The sequence below is a fragment of the Bacillus sp. ES1-5 genome (genome assembly GCF_022487605.1).
GTDB classification, from domain to species: domain Bacteria; phylum Bacillota; class Bacilli; order Bacillales; family Bacillaceae_G; genus Bacillus_A; species Bacillus_A wiedmannii.
Genome location: NZ_JAKVPU010000002.1, coordinates 149,925 through 167,131, shown reverse-complemented (window position 1 = coordinate 167,131; position 17,207 = coordinate 149,925). Strand labels below are relative to the sequence as shown.

At 35.2% G+C, this 17,207-nt stretch carries 18 protein-coding genes; 6 read left to right on the top strand and 12 right to left on the bottom strand.

Going from position 1 to position 17,207, the window contains the following annotated elements; genetic code table 11:
• Positions 1–2: 2 nt before the first annotated feature.
• Positions 3–1,139 (bottom strand): serine hydrolase, encoded by a 1,137-nt coding sequence (locus tag MKO96_RS10640; protein ID WP_240587459.1) that lies wholly within the window; start codon positions 1,137–1,139, stop codon positions 3–5.
• Positions 1,140–1,229: 90 nt separating this feature from the next.
• A complete protein-coding gene (locus MKO96_RS10635; RefSeq protein WP_048562406.1) occupies positions 1,230–2,522 on the bottom strand; it encodes a GGDEF domain-containing protein in 1,293 nt (430 codons plus the stop codon).
• A 329-nt stretch (positions 2,523–2,851) separates the two neighbouring features.
• Between MKO96_RS10635 and MKO96_RS10630 the strand changes: the two genes are divergently transcribed.
• From MKO96_RS10630 to MKO96_RS10620, 3 genes are all read left to right on the top strand, one after another.
• Positions 2,852–3,469, top strand: coding sequence for a nitroreductase family protein (locus MKO96_RS10630; protein WP_000180385.1), 618 nt, complete (start codon positions 2,852–2,854; stop codon positions 3,467–3,469).
• A gap of 289 nt (positions 3,470–3,758) precedes the next feature.
• Entirely contained in the window at positions 3,759–3,977 is a 219-nt protein-coding gene (locus MKO96_RS10625) for a hypothetical protein (RefSeq protein WP_000100492.1), read from the top strand.
• Between the two features lie 196 nt (positions 3,978–4,173).
• A complete protein-coding gene (locus MKO96_RS10620; RefSeq protein WP_240587458.1) occupies positions 4,174–4,548 on the top strand; it encodes a DUF3915 domain-containing protein in 375 nt (124 codons plus the stop codon).
• 96 nt (positions 4,549–4,644) lie between these two features.
• Here the strand turns inward: MKO96_RS10620 and ptsP are convergent, their stop codons facing one another.
• The 4 genes from ptsP to glcT all read right to left on the bottom strand — a co-directional run bounded on the left by ptsP (position 4,645) and on the right by glcT (position 10,007).
• Positions 4,645–6,357: a phosphoenolpyruvate--protein phosphotransferase gene (gene ptsP / locus MKO96_RS10615; RefSeq protein WP_240587457.1), complete on the bottom strand. Its 1,713-nt coding sequence runs from the start codon at positions 6,355–6,357 to the stop codon at positions 4,645–4,647.
• Positions 6,357–6,620 (bottom strand): phosphocarrier protein HPr, encoded by a 264-nt coding sequence (gene ptsH, locus MKO96_RS10610; RefSeq protein ID WP_000411080.1) that lies wholly within the window; start codon positions 6,618–6,620, stop codon positions 6,357–6,359. Before ptsH ends, ptsP begins: the two co-directional genes overlap by 1 nt.
• Before the next feature lie 135 nt (positions 6,621–6,755).
• A complete protein-coding gene (gene ptsG / locus MKO96_RS10605) occupies positions 6,756–8,819 on the bottom strand; it encodes a PTS glucose transporter subunit IIABC (RefSeq protein WP_240587456.1) in 2,064 nt (687 codons plus the stop codon).
• A gap of 339 nt (positions 8,820–9,158) precedes the next feature.
• Positions 9,159–10,007 carry a glucose PTS transporter transcription antiterminator GlcT gene (glcT, locus tag MKO96_RS10600; RefSeq protein WP_048546230.1) on the bottom strand — a complete coding sequence of 283 codons (849 nt, stop codon included), beginning with the start codon at positions 10,005–10,007 and terminating at the stop codon, positions 9,159–9,161.
• 165 nt (positions 10,008–10,172) lie between these two features.
• On the opposite strand from glcT, the gene MKO96_RS10595 reads away from it, so the two are divergent.
• Complete coding sequence (locus MKO96_RS10595; RefSeq protein ID WP_087981769.1) at positions 10,173–10,979, top strand: Cof-type HAD-IIB family hydrolase; 807 nt, start codon at positions 10,173–10,175, stop codon at positions 10,977–10,979.
• A gap of 70 nt (positions 10,980–11,049) precedes the next feature.
• On the opposite strand, the gene phnF is transcribed toward MKO96_RS10595, so the two are convergent.
• The 6 genes from phnF to scpA form a co-directional block, all read right to left on the bottom strand.
• Entirely contained in the window at positions 11,050–11,781 is a 732-nt protein-coding gene (phnF, locus tag MKO96_RS10590) for a phosphonate metabolism transcriptional regulator PhnF (protein ID WP_002194085.1), read from the bottom strand.
• Positions 11,711–12,499 (bottom strand): glucosamine-6-phosphate deaminase, encoded by a 789-nt coding sequence (gene nagB / locus MKO96_RS10585; RefSeq protein WP_087981770.1) that lies wholly within the window; start codon positions 12,497–12,499, stop codon positions 11,711–11,713. Before nagB ends, phnF begins: the two co-directional genes overlap by 71 nt.
• Positions 12,500–12,503: 4 nt before the next feature.
• Positions 12,504–13,646 carry an N-acetylglucosamine-6-phosphate deacetylase gene (gene nagA / locus MKO96_RS10580; protein WP_002107769.1) on the bottom strand — a complete coding sequence of 381 codons (1,143 nt, stop codon included), beginning with the start codon at positions 13,644–13,646 and terminating at the stop codon, positions 12,504–12,506.
• 207 nt (positions 13,647–13,853) lie between these two features.
• Entirely contained in the window at positions 13,854–14,756 is a 903-nt protein-coding gene (locus MKO96_RS10575; protein WP_240587455.1) for a ComEC/Rec2 family competence protein, read from the bottom strand.
• A 78-nt stretch (positions 14,757–14,834) separates the two neighbouring features.
• A complete protein-coding gene (gene scpB / locus MKO96_RS10570) occupies positions 14,835–15,407 on the bottom strand; it encodes a segregation/condensation protein ScpB (protein WP_000375162.1) in 573 nt (190 codons plus the stop codon).
• A gap of 158 nt (positions 15,408–15,565) precedes the next feature.
• Positions 15,566–16,309 (bottom strand): segregation/condensation protein A, encoded by a 744-nt coding sequence (gene scpA / locus MKO96_RS10565; protein ID WP_001199757.1) that lies wholly within the window; start codon positions 16,307–16,309, stop codon positions 15,566–15,568.
• Between the two features lie 169 nt (positions 16,310–16,478).
• Between scpA and MKO96_RS10560 the strand changes: the two genes are divergently transcribed.
• Both MKO96_RS10560 and MKO96_RS10555 read left to right on the top strand, forming a co-directional pair.
• On the top strand, positions 16,479–16,574 hold the full coding sequence (locus tag MKO96_RS10560) for a YjcZ family sporulation protein (RefSeq protein ID WP_000510194.1): 96 nt from the start codon (positions 16,479–16,481) through the stop codon (positions 16,572–16,574).
• A gap of 97 nt (positions 16,575–16,671) precedes the next feature.
• Positions 16,672–17,190, top strand: coding sequence for a DUF309 domain-containing protein (locus MKO96_RS10555; protein WP_087981771.1), 519 nt, complete (start codon positions 16,672–16,674; stop codon positions 17,188–17,190).
• The last annotated feature ends 17 nt before the right edge of the window (positions 17,191–17,207 follow it).

The following is a 17,207-nucleotide window of genomic DNA, read 5'->3' as shown; positions in this document are numbered from 1 at the left end:
TCTCATCCCCTTCGTTCTAATAAATCACTTACCATCTTTCGAAACTCATTATTAAAATCATCATCTATACTATTTTTCACATTTGAAAATAAAATAACAAAAGTGCCTTTTTCTTTATTAAAATTATTGAACGTGTTCCAACCAGATAGTACACCATGATTATGAAAATAATCCGGATATATGTAAAAACTAAATGCATATTTTCTTTCTGTTGAAGGTGAAAACATCGATTGTATACTTTGTTCAGAAAGAAGTTTCCCATTTATAATCGCTTCGTCTAATTTCTTCATATCGCCAACTGTCGTATACATCTCACCGCATCCGTATAACCACTCCATTAACAATTTTTGTGCAGGTTCAAGTACATTCTCTTTCTTTACATATCCTTTAGCAACATGCTGATCTCCCTGAGCCATATTTCCCATACCAGATTCATGCATTTCTGCTTTAGTAAATATATTTTCTTTTATGTAATCTCCTAAAGGTTTTTTTGATATGCTTTCTATAATATAGGCAAGTACCATATAATTATAATCTGTATATCTCCAGCCTGCGCCTGGTGGAAATTCTAATTTTTGACTTCCAATCCAATTTACTAAGTTTATACGAGAAGCGGCATTCACTTTCCCCTTTCCACTTTCTGGCAAACCTGATGTGTGTGTTAACAAATGATATAAAGTGATATTTTTATCTACCGGAAAAGAGGGAATATATTTATTTACATTATCTTGAATATTTAGCTTCCCTTGTTCCTGTAGCTGTAAAATAGATGTGGCCACGACTGTTTTCGTAATAGAACCGATACGATATTTTGTTTGAGGCGTATTTTCTATCTTATTTTGAACATCAGCATACCCATATCCTTTATTCAATATAACATGCTCTTTATCTGTTACTAAAACTGTTCCATTAAATTGCTTTCCTATTAAATATTGATCTAACTTTTGAGATATACTAGCATAATCAATTTGTTGTTCTTCTTTTTCTTCTATATTCTCTTGTACTTCTGATTCAATAGTAGGATTCACCTTAGTTGTTAATACAGTGCTTTCCTTTATATTGGGATTATAGAGAAAATAGTATACTCCACCACAAACTACAGCAGACAGCGAAGCCATCGTCATTATTTTTTTTATCATGTTGTTCCTCCATAATTCCTTCGTCCAAAATCCCCCCCACATTCTATTATCGAACAATAAAAAAAAATCGCAACAATTTGTTGCGAAAAATCACTTTTTTTCTTTTCTATATACACACACTTGATTTTTCCCATTTTTTTTCGCTTCATATAATGCAATATCCGCTCGTTGCATTAATTCTTCTCTTGTAATCCCTTGTTCATATAACGCGACTCCAAAACTCGCTGTTAATTTCGAAATTCCGGAGAAATGCTTTGTTTCAATGAAAAATCGTAATGATTCCGCAACCTGAAATGCTTCTTTTTCTACTGTATTAGTTACTAATATGATAAATTCTTCTCCTCCCCACCTTGCAAATACATGTTGCTGCTCCACTTTAGATTTCATAAGCTCTGCAAGCTGAATTAATGCTAAGTCACCAAAATCATGGCCATACGTGTCATTTACTGTTTTAAAATTATCTATGTCAAATAAAATAAGTGCTATTTTTTCATCGTTACGCATTGCATTATCCCATTCTGCCTCTAGTATTTGTTGGAACTTCAAACGATTATAAATCTCTGTTAACGAATCTATCATAGCAAGCCTTTCTTGTTCTTGATAGATTTCATCTAATTCTGTAATCTCTGTACACTTCACAATAAATCTTGATAAATCTTCTGGCAGTGGTGTCGCACGCAATAAAAAAGTTGAAACTTCCCCTTCATAATTGGACATCTTAATTCTTCTATCATATGATAATGTATCATCTAACCATGTTATATCATGGGTTGTTGAATAGTATCCGTTTTCTCTAATAAAATGTTCAGCAAATACTAAATGTTGCTCACGATAGGCAAATAAATTTTCATATCCGAAAAACTCTAAAAAGTTTGTATTACAATCAACAATCTCATCGTCTTCTACTATAAATAATAGATCATTTTGAAAATCAAACATCGTTTGAAGTAGTTCTTGTTGCAAACTTACTTGCCGCACTAAAGAAAGCTGATACAAACTCTTATTCACTTCCTCTAACACCATTTGTGGGGTCACAGGGGCTATCACAATATTACGTATTCCTAACGTAAGCACCTCTGCAAACTCGCTTGTTATCTGTTGATCCCAAATGACAATAAATGTACTCTGTGGATTATACATATTCTTTATATATTTTATTTGAGAAAAATCTGTTACATACATAATTACAATATGTGGTTTAGTCCTCTGATACAATAATTCTCCTTCTTCAAAACTATTTGCTATAAACATACATTTTGGATGAATATTTTCTATCGTTTGTTGATGTGTGCATCCATTTTCTATATAAAGGACATTTAACTGAAGATCTTGTAATACATTTTGGAAAACCGTATTCTCTAATAAAAAATGTAGTATGTTCATCACTAGTCTTCACTCACTTCATATATCTTGTTCTACTGCATTCCTCACAAATATTTTATAAAAAGACTGTTCTCTAAATACTTTAATGAGTGAGGGATACATATTAACAAGCTAATTGAGAATGCTCTCTTCGCTTTTTCTCTATAAATTCCTTTTTTAGTGTATGATTATAGGAATTGTATCGTTTGTATGAATGCCCTAGCTTCCTTTTTAAAACTTGACAATTAAAATAAAGATATTATATTCTTAAATTCAACAACTTACAAAATGTAAGTAGAATATATTACATGTATTTTTTATAATTTGATATGTTACTTGGAGGATATATAATGACAAACGACAACTTTTTTAATGTTCTATACGAACGCACATCTACACGTGCATTCAACCCAGAGAAAGAAATTTCATCTACAGAGTTACACGAGATTTTAAAGGGAGCTGCTCAAGCACCTTCTGCTTGGAACTTGCAGCACTGGAAATTCCTTGTATTCCAAGGTGAAGATGTACAGAAACGATTGCATCCAATTGCTTATAACCAGCAACAAATACTTGATGCTTCTGCTGTAGTCGCTATTTTAGGTGATTTAGAAGCTTATAAAAACGTTGAACCAGTTTATGGTCCAATTGTAGAACAAGGATTTATGAAAGAAGAAGCAAAAGAGCGCTTAGCTAAAAATATTGAGTCTGCATATGCTCGTGAGCAATTCCCAAGAGATGCAGCCTTTTCAAATGCATCTTTAGCAGCAATGCAACTTATGCTTGCGGCTAAAGCAACTGGCTGGGATACTTGTGCTATTGGTGGTTTCAACCCACAAGCACTTACAGAAGAATTCAATGTTTCATCTCGTTACGTACCAATTATGCTTATTACAATTGGTGAATCAACTTTAAAAGGCCACCCTGCACCACGAATGAGCGTAGAGCAAGTGAGTGAATGGGCAAAATAACAAAGTGAACCTTTAATCAATATTAGGGGCTTACTGCGTTAATACGGGACAAAAAAGAAACGAAGGCAATTTCATTGCCTTCGTTTCTTTTTTATCCTGTCACACATCCGTAATATTACAATGTATTATTCGACATCTATACATAAAAAAATAGTAAATTTCATGCTATTCCCATACACATAAATGGCGTTTCGTGTCGAATTTTGTTAAAGCATCGAAATATAACCGTGTGTTTTTGTTACAATTATGATACAATGATAACAAATAGATAACAAGAGAGGGATTTTCATTGAGTTCATACGGAAGCTTTATCGCACTTTTAAGTTACATAGTAACTGTACTGCTGTTATATTTTATTGGTGATGCTACAAACATATCAGTGTTACAATTCCCAAAAGAAGAAACTTTCCAATTAGACGCAGAAAAACATACTGCAAGATCCATTGCACCACTACTCTTAGCTCTCCCTGTATATATCATCGTTTTATATAAAAGTAAAAAAGTGTAAAGCCTACCTATTTCATTCATTTCGGTGGTCTTTACACTTTTTTGTGATATTTCCCCTATTTTAAACATCATTCCGTACTAAACACCCAGCTAGTCTTTTAAAATGAGAAAATCCCCCAGAAAAAATTCCACTCTCTGTCCAGTCACTCATTACCGAACTTACATAGATTATAAGTGTGAAGGGGGTGATGAGGATTATGTTTGGATCATTTGGATGCTGTGATAACTTTAGAGACTGTCATCATCGTGAAAGAGAGTGTGACCATCGCGAACATCGCGAGAAAGAGAGAGAAGAAGTTAGACCACAACGACCTGCTGTATGTAACGTACTTGCTAACATTTCAGTTGGAACAGAGCTTTCTCTTTTAAGCATTAGAGGTAACGGCACATTCAACAATGTAATTTTTGAAGGTTTTGCTAATGGTGTTGCTCTTTTCTCTGCTTTAGCTCGTAATAACAAAGATAACAAAGATAACAATAATAATAAAGATGATAAGAACAATCAAAACCGAAATACTTTTACTGGTATTTTACGTGTATGCCCAACTGATATCGTTGCAATCGCTATCTAATTCTGTTCCTTATCCTCTATAGTAAAAAATAAGATTTACTTTTCTCATAGAAAAAACCTGAGACCGATTTCAAATCGACTCAGGTTTTTTTATTGATTATATGCTTTTAACTAGTTCAACAACTTCTTCAGCAGTTGACATCATTAATGCTTTTTCTGCTAATGTTTCCATTTCTGCTTTTGACAACTTGCTTAGTTGTGTTCTTGCAGGAAGAATAGATGTTGCACTCATACTGAACTCATCTAAACCTAATCCTAATAATAATGGGATAGCAAGTGAATCTCCCGCCATCTCACCACACATACCAGCCCATTTGCCTTCTTTATGAGCCGCATCAATAACCATTTTTACAAGACGTAAAATAGATGGGTTATACGGTTGGTATAAGTAAGCTACTTGTTCGTTCATACGGTCTGCAGCCATTGTGTATTGGATTAAGTCATTTGTTCCGATAGAGAAGAAATCAACTTCTTTTGCGAATTGATCTGCTAATACTGCTGAAGCTGGGATTTCAACCATCATACCCACTTCAATAGAATCAGAAACAGTTGTACCCGCTTCTACAAGTTTCGATTTCTCTTCTAATAAGATTGCTTTCGCTTGACGGAACTCATCAAGAGTTGCAATCATTGGGAACATAATTTTTAAGTTACCATATACGCTAGCACGAAGTAATGCACGAAGTTGTGTACGGAACACATCTTGCTCATCAAGACATAAGCGAATTGCACGGTATCCTAAGAATGGGTTCATTTCTTTTGGTAAATGTAAGTATGGAAGTTCTTTATCTCCACCGATGTCAAGTGTACGAACAACAACAGGTTGACCTTCTTTTACACCTTCAAGAACTGCTTTATACGCTTCGAACTGCTCTTCTTCTGTTGGAAGATTGTCACGGCCCATGTATAAGAATTCTGTACGGTATAAACCAACGCCTTCTCCGCCATTATCGATAATACCTTGTACATCATTTGGTGTTCCGATATTTGCAACAAGCTCAACGTGATGTCCATCACTTGTTACAGTAGCTTGGTCTTTTAATTTTGCCCATTCAGTTTTTTGCTCTTCAAATTTCGCTTTCTTTTCTTCAAAAGAACGAAGAGTTTCTTCTGATGGATTTACAATTACTTCTCCATCTAAACCGTCGATGATTACGATATCGCCGTTTTGGATTTTCTCCATAACAACTTTCGTACCAACAACTGCAGGAATTTCCATAGAACGAGCCATAATTGCAGAGTGAGATGTACGTCCACCGATATCAGTTGTAAAACCTTTTGCATACTTACGGTTTAACTGAGCTGTATCAGATGGTGTTAAATCTTCAGCAATGATGATTACTTCTTCAGAAATTGTACCAGGGTTTGAGAAGTTAATTCCTAGTAAATGTGCAAGAACACGTTTTGTTACGTCACGAATGTCCGCAGCACGTTCTTTCATATATTCGTTATCCATGTTTTCAAACATAGAAATAAACATTGATGCAACTTCATCCATTGCAAATTCAGCATTTACTTTTTCGCTATTTACTTTATCTTTTACTGGGTTTACTAGTTCTGGATCATTTAACACTAATAAATGTGCTTCAAAGATCGCAGCTTTATCAGCACCTAGCTCAGCAAAAGCATGGTCTTTAATAGCTTCTAATTCAGTTTTTGCTTTCTCAAGCGCAGCGTCTAAGCGTGCAATTTCAGCAGCTTCGTTTGTAATTGATTTCTTTTCAATGTTAAATTCAGGATTCTCAAGTCTGAAAGCCTTTGCAATAGCAATCCCACTTGATGCAGCGATCCCTTGAATGTTAAGAGTCATTATTCTCCTAATCCTTCGTTTTTCATAGTTTCTTCGATAGCTGCTAGTGCTTGAGCTGCATCATCACCATTTGCAGTGATTTTAATTTCTGCGTTTTGTTGAATGCCTAAAGACATAACGCCCATGATTGATTTTAAGTTAACGTTTTTTCCGTTATACTCTAAGTTAATGTCAGAACCAAATTTGCTTGCAGTGTTTACAAGTAGAGTTGCTGGACGAGCATGAATTCCTGAGTCGCTAGTTACTTTAAAGATTTTTTCCATGATAATTTATCTCCTTTAAATTACAGTATTTTTTAGTTGTATAGACGTGAGTACTACATCATCTATTGTATATAATAGGCGATGTTCGGTCAACCACATCGCCTATTATAATTATAAACATTTTGCGTCAAATTCCTACTGAATGTCAATAATAGCGTTTTCGCCCTTCTTAACATTTCCATCTTTTTTCAATTCGACTTGTTGTCCTTGTTGTAAATTCGTAAAGACAATTGGTGTAATGATAGATGGTGCATTTTCTTTTACAAATGCAAGATCTACTTTTAATAATGGTTGTCCTTGTTTCACTTTGTCGCCTTGTGCTACAAGTGCTTCAAAACCTTCACCATTTAATTTTACAGTATCAATACCGAAGTGGATTAAAATTTCTTTTCCGCCTTCAGATTGAATACCAATCGCATGCTTTGTAGGGAATACGTTGACGATCTCACCGTTAACTGGAGAAACTACTGTTCCTTCTGTTGGCTCGATTGCAAATCCGTCTCCCATCATTTTTCCTGAGAATACTTGATCAGGTACTTCTGTAATCGGTAAGATTTTCCCTTCAATTGGTGATACGATTGTTTCGTTTTCATCAACTTGTTTAGGAGCTTCTTCTACCTTTACAGGCTCTTCTTTTTCAACATGAGGTGTACGACCTGACATAATATCATGAATTTGTGATTTTAATGTGTCAGATTTCGGTCCAAAAATAGCTTGAATGTTATTTCCAACTTCAAGTACACCAGCTGCTCCAAGCTCTTTTAAGCGATCTTTGTTTACATTCTTTTGTTCGTTAACTTGAACACGTAAACGAGTAATACAAGCGTCTAAAGAAGCAATGTTTTCTTTACCACCAAGTGCTACTAATACTTCACGTGGAAGTTCTCCTGCTTCTGTTTTACCTGCGCCGTCATTCGCATTTGCTACTTCACGACCAGGTGTTTTTAAATCCCATTTACGGATTGCAAAGCGGAATCCGAAGTAGTAAATAACTGCTAGTACAAGCCCAACAATAATTACCCACCACCATGCTGTACGGCCTGGTAGTACACCGAATAAGATAAAGTCGATTAAACCACCAGAGAATGTCATACCAATTTTAACACCTAAAATTTGCATTGTCATAAATGATAGACCAGCGAATACTGCGTGAATTCCGAATAGTACTGGTGCTACGAATAAGAATGAAAATTCAAGTGGTTCTGTAATACCTGTTAAGAAAGATGTTAATGCAGCAGAACCTAAAATACCAGCTGCTAATTTTTTATTTTCTGGACGTGCTTCATGGTACATTGCTAATGCTGCTGCTGGAAGACCGAACATCATGAACGGATACTTACCAGTTGTAAATGTACCTGCTGTTAATTCTACACCGTCTTTTAACTGTGCCATAAAGATTTTTTGGTCACCACGGATTAATTCGCCAGCTGCATTTGTATACTGACCGAATTCGAACCAGAATGGTGAATAGAAAATGTGATGTAATCCAAATGGAATTAATGAACGTTCAATTAAACCGAAAATAAATGCTGCTATCGTTCTATTTGCATCAATCATTTGATGTGAGAACGTGTTTAAGCCACCTTGAATGTATGGCCAAACGAAGCACATGATAATACCTACTACTAAAGAGAATGTTGCAGTTGCAATCGGTACGAAACGCTTACCTGCAAAGAAACCTAAGTATGATGGTAATTCAATGTTGAAGTATTTATTGTAGCAATATGCCGCTACTATCCCGACGATTATACCACCAAACACTCCCGTTTGTAGCGTTGGGATTCCTAATACGTTTGCATATGCTGGATCTGTAAATCCAATTTTTACTGGGTCTGCTCCAGAACTTGTTACTTTTACTAGCTTATCTACTTCTAAGAACACACTCATCGTTTTGTTCATAATTAAGTAGCCGACGAACGCTGCTAATCCAGCTACTCCGTCTCCACCAGCTAAACCAATTGCCACCCCAACTGCGAATAATAATGCAAGGTTAGCGAAAATAATATCACCAGATTGTTCCATAATTTTTGCTACCATTACGAACCAATCTGCTTTTAAAGCAGGAATAACATTTGTTAACTGTGGATTTTGAAATGCATTACCAAATCCAAGTAAAATACCTGCTGCCGGTAAAATCGCTACTGGAAGCATTAACGCTTTTCCGACTTTTTGAAGAACACCAAAGATCTTCTTAAACATGGAAACCCTTCCTCTCTTATCTATATTGATACCTTCCGACAAACGCCAAAAAGACATGAGGAAAAAAAGATAGAACGATAGCTATACAAAGGGTAGTATATCCCTTTCTCTAGCTTACATTCCTTACTTTTCTCCACTCATGCCTGATCGAATCAGTAACACGTGTCAAAAATAGGTTTACGTATAAGTTCACTATAATTAAGGCAAACGTTTTCGTTACTTACCTTAATGTGTTTGTCGAAATTTGTATAACTTTGCAATAGTTATTATACATAACTATTGTAAGCGATTCAATGATTTTTTTTAACGTTTTCATTTTAGACAAAAATATATGTCTTTTTACACATGCTCTGCTTTCACTAAGCGCTGCAGGTGCATCGTTAAATATATGCTCTCTGCTTCATACACAGGAAGTTGCAATTCTTTTTGCATGACCTTAACTAGCTTCCAAGCTAAATTATAACAGACGGGATATTCCGCCTTTAATAAATCAGCAAAACTTTGTGATTCCTCTACTTTCTCCCCTTTTTTCACCCGTTCAATAGCATATTGTAAATGACGAATAAGGCGTAAGTAGTGGATACTTTCTTGGTCTAATGTAATTTGTAAGTTTGTCTCAATTAAAGATACAAGATGTGCAATGAGACGGGAGTTTTGATTAACTGAAGATAAATCTGAATTTGTAAGTGAACTGTAAATATGGAGTGCAATAAAACCAATTTCTCCTTCTGGCAATGTAATTTGCAAACGAGAATTTAAAAGGTCTACAACTCCTTCAGCAATTTCATATTCCTCTGGATAGAGCATTTTCGTTTCAACTAAAAAAGGATTATCAATTGTAAGTCCTTGTTTTAACCGCTTAATCGCAAAAGAAATATGATCTGTTAAAGCGATATGAATATGTTCATTCAATGGTGATTTTGCTTTTTCTTGAATGTAGAACATAATATCATTCATTAATTCAATTAATTTTTCACTCACATGCGGCACTAACAGTTTGTATTGTTCACGATCACGTTCATTTTTTAAGACAAACATTTTTTCAATTTGTTCTTGCTCCAATATGTCTTTCGCTTTTTTCCCAAATCCAATTCCTTTACCGATCACTACTACTTCCTCATGTTCAGGATGGCTAGCAATGATGACATTATTATTTAAAACTTTTTTAATTTCTAGATAATTACTCATATAACACCACCCTCGTACTTAAATAGCCTGCTTTTATGTTACAGAACATTCTTCTTTGTCGTCAATGTAAAACATCTACCATTTCATAAAAATTCATTTTTTAGACATGTTTATATATGATGCGTATAATGTAAGAGCAACTGTACTTAGAAAGGGGATAACAACATGATTAAAATGTTTGTAAGTGATATCGATGGTACAATGATGCAACACGGAGGATTAATTGACGAACAGGATCTTGTAGCACTTCGTAGTCTTGCTGAGCAAAATGTTATTCTTTGTTTCGCTTCTGGCCGACTAGATAATGAAATTGCAGACTTAATGAAAGCTGTAAATACAAATTTCCATCGCATTAGTGTAAATGGTGTTTTCGTGTACACACATGAAAACAAGCAACTATTATCTGCAACATTCGATTCGAGTATTCTACCTGATCTGCTAGCAATGACAAATGAAGATCCTTATTTTCGTTATGTAAGTGATGAGCATAATTATTACATTGAAGAGAAAACACCATTTATTCATGAACTTGAACAACAAGTAACGATGACTTCTGTTGAAGAACCGCATCTATTACAGAAAATTGATGATACAATTTTTCCAAATAAAATCTCTGTCGGTGGAACAAAGGAAAGCTTACAACTCCTTCAGAAAAAAATTGATGAACAATTCCACGGAAAAGTTAGTACATTCATTTCAGCAGAACAATGTTTAGATGTAATGCCACCTAATATTAGTAAAGGGGCTGCTATTTCTGTTTTATTAAAAGAGTTTCAACTACAACCAGAGGAAGTTGCTTGCATAGGGGATTCTTATAATGATATCCCGATGTTTTCTTTAACTCCTCACAGTTTTGCTATGTCTCAAGCAGATGAAGCAGTAAAAGAACACGCTCACTATGTTGTAAATACAGTTAAAGATGCTGTTAACCACGTAATTGCTCATAATAAAAATACGACTCACTCCTTATAAGGATGAGTCGTATTTTTTCTTTACATGTTAAACAATTTGACATTAACTGTACTTCACGAACTGAAATATATTATTTGTTACGTGCGATGTTTGTAATAAACTTATAACGATCCCCACGATAAATACATTTCACATACTCTAACGGTACTTCACCTTCTGAATATGACCATTGACGCATTACAAGCACTGGCGCCTTTTTAGGAATATGCAGATGTTCAGCTTCATTATCCGTTGCAATTGAAGCTTCAATTGATTGAGTAGCGCTAACGAGTTTAAAGCCCAGTTTTTTCTCTAAATGTTCATATAAAGATTGTTGCAATATTTCTTCGTTAATATCTTTTACAAGAGCTGGCGACAAATATGTCGTCTCAAAAGCAATCGGTTCATCATCAGCTAAGCGTATACGCCTCACTTCATAAACCGACTCTCCCTCCTGTATTCTCAACCGGTCTGCTATTTTCGCAGTAGCTGGAACTAGGCGGAAACTAAGTAATTGACTACTTGGGTTCATCCCACGAGAAATCATATCTTCTGTGAATCCCGTCATTCCTTGCAATTTTTGTTCCACTTTCGGAAGTTGGACAAACGTACCGATTCCACGTTTCCGATATAAATAACCTTGTTCCACTAAATTATTAATCGCCTGTCTGATTGTCATACGACTCACTTCGAACTTATCGCAAAGTTCATTCTCAGATGGGATTTTATCTCCCGGCTTCCATTCGCCGTCCTCAATTAGCTGTTTCACCCACTCTTGAATCTGATAATAGATCGGAAATGGTGAATACTTGTCGATGTTCATCAGCAATCGCCTCACTGCATAAAGATAGAGCTTCTTGATCAGCGATTACGGTTACATTCGGATGACGTTGTAAAACTGTAGCAGGACACGCTTCGCTATATTCACCTTGCAATAATTCTTTAAGAGCTTCTGCCTTTTTAGAACCCATAGCAACAAGTAGAATTTGTTTCGCTTTCATAATGCTTCCAATTCCCATTGTAATCGCATGCGTTGGCACATCTTCTTCTTTTTCGAAGAAGCGAAGGTTTGCTTGGCGTGTAGATTCTGTTAATTCAACAATGTTTGTTGGAGAATTAAACAGTGTTCCTGGTTCGTTAAATCCGATGTGACCGTTTTCACCGATTCCAAGAATCTGTAGGTCAACTGGGTTAGCAGCTAGAATGCCCTCGTAACGTTTGCACTCTTCCTCTAAATCACTTGCCATCCCGTTTGGTACATAAGTTTGTTTAAATGGAAGATGATCAAACAACTGTTCTTGCATGAAATAGTGATAGCTGTTTTTATCTTCATGTGGTAAATTTACGTACTCATCTAAGTTTACAGTGGTTACACGGCTTGTATCAAGTTTATTTTTTCGCATTTCTGCATAAATACCTAATGGAGAGCTTCCTGTAGCCATTCCTAATGTTGGATTTTCTTTTGTGTTTACAACTTCTTCAATTAATTTATAACCTGCTTCAGCTAGTTCTTCTGGAGTTTTTACAACAAGAATATTCATTTAATTACTTCCCTTCCTTCATATGAATTCCTAAACGAACCGTATCATATACATGTAAATCTTCATTCATCACAACAAAGTCTGCATCTTTTCCTACCGCTAATGCACCTTTATGATTCAATCCAAACTCTTCTGCTTGGTTTACTGATGTCATCAGTACTGCATCTTCGATTGAACAACCTGTAAATTCAATTACATTTCGGAAAGCTTGATCCATTTTTAGAATACTACCAGCTAACGTTCCATCTTCTAATCGAGCACTACCATCTTTTACATGTACTGGCTGTCCGCCAAGCTCATATAATCCATCTTCAAGACCTTTTGCACGCATTGCGTCAGTAATAACACTTACTTTTTTCGGTCCTTTTAATTTATATGCTAATTTCACCATATCAGGGTGAATATGAATACCATCTGTAATTACTTCAACCATTACATCTGGATTTAATAACACATGACCAACAACTCCTGGTTCACGGTGATGTAATCCACGCATTTGATTGTATAAATGCGTTGCATGTGTAATGTTTCTATTTTTTAGTTGCGCATCAATTGCATCTGTATGCCCCATTGTGCCAACAACACCAGTTTCAGCAAGATACTGCTCAAACTCTAACGCACCTTCTTCTTCAGGTGCATATGTTACTAATTTAATTAGATTCCCGCTTGCTTCCTGCCATTGTTTAAATTGTTCAATATTCGCAGGAACAATATGTTCAAGTGGTTGTGCACCTGCACGTTTTTTTGAAACATACGGTCCTTCTAAGTGAATATATTCGAAATGTGCTCCTTTTTCTTTCGCTTCCTTCGCAGCATGTAGTGCCGCTTCGATTGCTTCTGGAGCTTGTGTCATTGTTGTTGGAAAGTAAGTTGTAACTCCTTCTTTTAACATTTCTTTACCTAGAGTTACTAATCCATCGCTATTTGCATCCATCGCATCAATATCGTATCCACCATGAATATGAACATCAATCATACCTGGAATCACAATCTTCCCTGCCGCATCTAAAACCGCTTCATTTTCTTGTGATACATATTGAGCCATCAAACCAATTTCTTTAATTGTTTCTGCGTAACGAATAAATCCGTTTTCCACTACTTCTTGACCTGTATAAATTTTGGCATTGATGACAACTTGCGTTTTCATTTTCATCGATCCTTTCCCATGAAATACCTACTTGTTATTATTACCTTATTCGCCTAATTCCATCTTAATATATGCACGAGTAGTTGTCTATACATTCGAATAAAATTTCCTCTTTGTTTAACAAAAAGGAAACTTAGTACGTCTCTTGCAATTATAATATATGTTATTCAGTTTTCCAAAAAGGGAGAATATCCCCTATCATATTACTCACTTAAGTAATGGCATTAATCCACTAGAGCCTATTGTAATATGCTCGCCGTCTGTTTCCATTTCTACTGTACGTTTATTTGTTCCATATATCATTATACCATGCTGTTTTAAACGTCTCACTACACTTTGATGCGGATGTCCATACGGATTTCTGCTTCCATATGAAAGAATCGCAAACTGTGGTTCTACTTTCTTTATAAACATTTCACTTGTTGAAGTATAGGAGCCATGATGTCCCACCTTTAACACATCTGCATGTACATCAAATTGCTTTAATATTTCAGTTTCCGTCCGCACATCAGCATCACCCATTAGTAAAAAATCCGCTTTTCCGTATCGTACCTTTAACACAATTGAAGATTCATTATTTTCATCTTTTGATTTCCCATTGTTTAATACTTGTATGGAAACATGCGGATCTAGCGGTATGTATTGTCCCTCTTTTACTGAAACAAAGGGAATTCCTCTTTTTTTAATATGATTCCGGTATGTGTGATACGTAAAAGAACTATATGTTTTTCCACTATCTAATATAAGTGATACCGGCATTTGCTCTACAATCGGAATGAGTCCTCCAATGTGATCCATATCAGGATGCGTACTGACGATAGCATCTAAATGGTTAATCCCTTTTTCGATTAGTTTTTGAATGATAACCTCACCTGCTTCATAAGGTCCCCCATCAATTAACATCGTTTGTCCATTTGGCAATGTAATAAGTGTCGCATCACCTTGCCCAACTTTTAAAAAACTCACTTTCATTTTACCAAAATGTTGCCGCTGCATATGTAAAGGAGACGTGGTATGAATAGACATCATATATCTTTTGGCCGATGCACTATTTAAAGAAAAGCATAACAAAACAGAAACTAACAATAAAATACTTCGCATACTTCTCATAACTCGTCTCCTTTTTTCAATTAGTATGGCACGGTATATAATTGATATACAAAAAAAGCTTAGCAAAATGCTAAGCTTTTATTTCGATATCTCCTGTAAAGAACCAAAGAATAAATCTGCTTCATTCATTTGTTCATTCTCTTCAGAAAGTGCCGGTAAATCATCTAATGTTTTCAATCCAAATGTATCCAAAAATTCTTTCGTTGTTCCATATAAAATAGGACGCCCTGGCCCTTCTGCTCTTCCCATTTCTTTTATAAGTAAGTGTGAAACTAACGTTTGTAACGCCTTATCGGTTTTCACCCCTCTAATCTCTTCCATTTCAGTCCTTGTAATAGGTTGACGATATGCCACAATCGCTAACGTTTCTAAAGCAGCCTGAGAAAGTGAAGCAGCTGTTGGGATATCTATTAATTTTTGATAGTACGAAGCATGTTCTTTCTTTGTAGCAAAACGATATACTTTTGCATACTGTACAATTTGCAAACCGCGGTGTGCACCTTCACATTCTTTTTGCATTTCTTCTAAAATATCGATTACTTCATTTCCTTCAATTTCAAGCACTTTCGCTATTTGTTCTGGATAAATCCCTTCATCACCAGAAACAAATAAAAGCCCTTCAATGATTGATTTCTGTTCTTTTCTATCCATTTTACGAGCTCCTTCCTCCAATTTTCTCCATAAAAATACACATCAAAAAACCGAATCACAATCAATGCGTTCGGTTCAATATTTTTTCTCTTGTTCCAAACGATACATTCAAACCTAGCATGAGATATATTATTTCCATCCCATTTTCCATACTAAACCTATGCAGATTTAGTAGAGCTTGATACGAAAATTTCATCAAAATTATGTTCTTGTTCAATTATGATTTGTTGATTTTTCATAAGCTCAAGAACCGCTAAAAATGTTACAACCATTATTTCCCGTTCATCATCAACAAATAAATCATAAAAACTTTGACGACCACCTTGTATTTCTAACTGTTTTAAAATATCAATCATGCGCTTTTCAATTGGTATTTCTTGACGAGTAATACGTGTTGTTACAGGTTTCTTTGCTTTTTTACGGCGCATTAATTTTTGAAATGCCGCTAGCATATCATATAACGTAACATCAAGAGGCAAGTTTGTCTCCTCTTCTTGTTGTAACGATGTAAAATCAATTGGCGGACGTGTATATAGCTGTGCTCTTTCTTGTTCTCTTTCTTTTAGCTCAGTAGCAACTTGCTTATATTTCTTATATTCAATTAACCTCTCCATCAATTCTTGACGAGGATCATCTATAAAGTCATCACCGTTATCAAGTACATCTTCTTCATGTTTCGGCAACAACATTTTACTTTTAATTTGTAATAAAGTCGCAGCCATTACTAAATACTCACTTGCAACATCTAATTGTAGTTCTTTCATCGTATGAACATAAGATAAATATTGCTCTGTAATTTCCGCTACAGGAATATTATAAATGTCAATTTCATAACGATGTATTAAATGTAACAATAAATCTAAAGGCCCTTCAAAAGCCTCTACTTTAAAATTATACTGCACAAAGCATCCCACCACATTTTTTCTATAACAACATAAGTATAGAGCATACTCATGTTCTATCCAACCTTTTTAAGAAATTTAATTAAAAATAGACCTATGCCTATGTCATCATGCCCACCGCTTCATATGATAACAGTGTAGTAAGAACAATGTAGGAGGTCAAAAAACTATGGGTCACGTTGATTGCGGTTTTAGCGGTGGGTTCGCATTACTTGTTGTATTGTTTATTTTACTAATTATTGTAGGGGCAGCTTGCTTCTGCTAATATGAACAATAACGGCTAGGGAAAATTCCCTAGTCGTTTATTGTTTATATTTCTATGATACACTTGTATTTATAACCGTTAAACAGGGGTGAAGAAAATGTATCCTACCGAATACATCCAATTTTTAATTCATTTTCACGGAGATTATGATTATTTTGAATGCCACGAAATACTGGAAGAATATTGGAAAATAAAACCGAGAGAAAATCGTGATAATTATTTAGTCGGTCTTATTCAAATTGCAGTTTCTTTATACCATCAAAGACGCTCTAACTGGAATGGCGCAGAGAAAATGATGAAAAGCGCCATAAAGATTTTAGAAAAAAACAGTGCATCTTTACTACGTTTAGGAATAAATCAGACACAACTTCTATGCTTACTCCAGGCTAGATTGCAATCTATACAGAAAGAAGAGAGTTTTACACCGTTATTTTTACCATTATCAGATACAGCATTAGAAAAGTACTGCATGGAATTATGTCAGAAACAAAACCTTACTTGGAAAGACGTGAATGCTACTTCTAATGAATATATAATACATAAGCACACATTACGTGATCGAACAGAGGTCATCGCTGAACGAAACGAACAATTACAAAAAAGAAAGCAGAGATAATAAACTACTTATCTCTG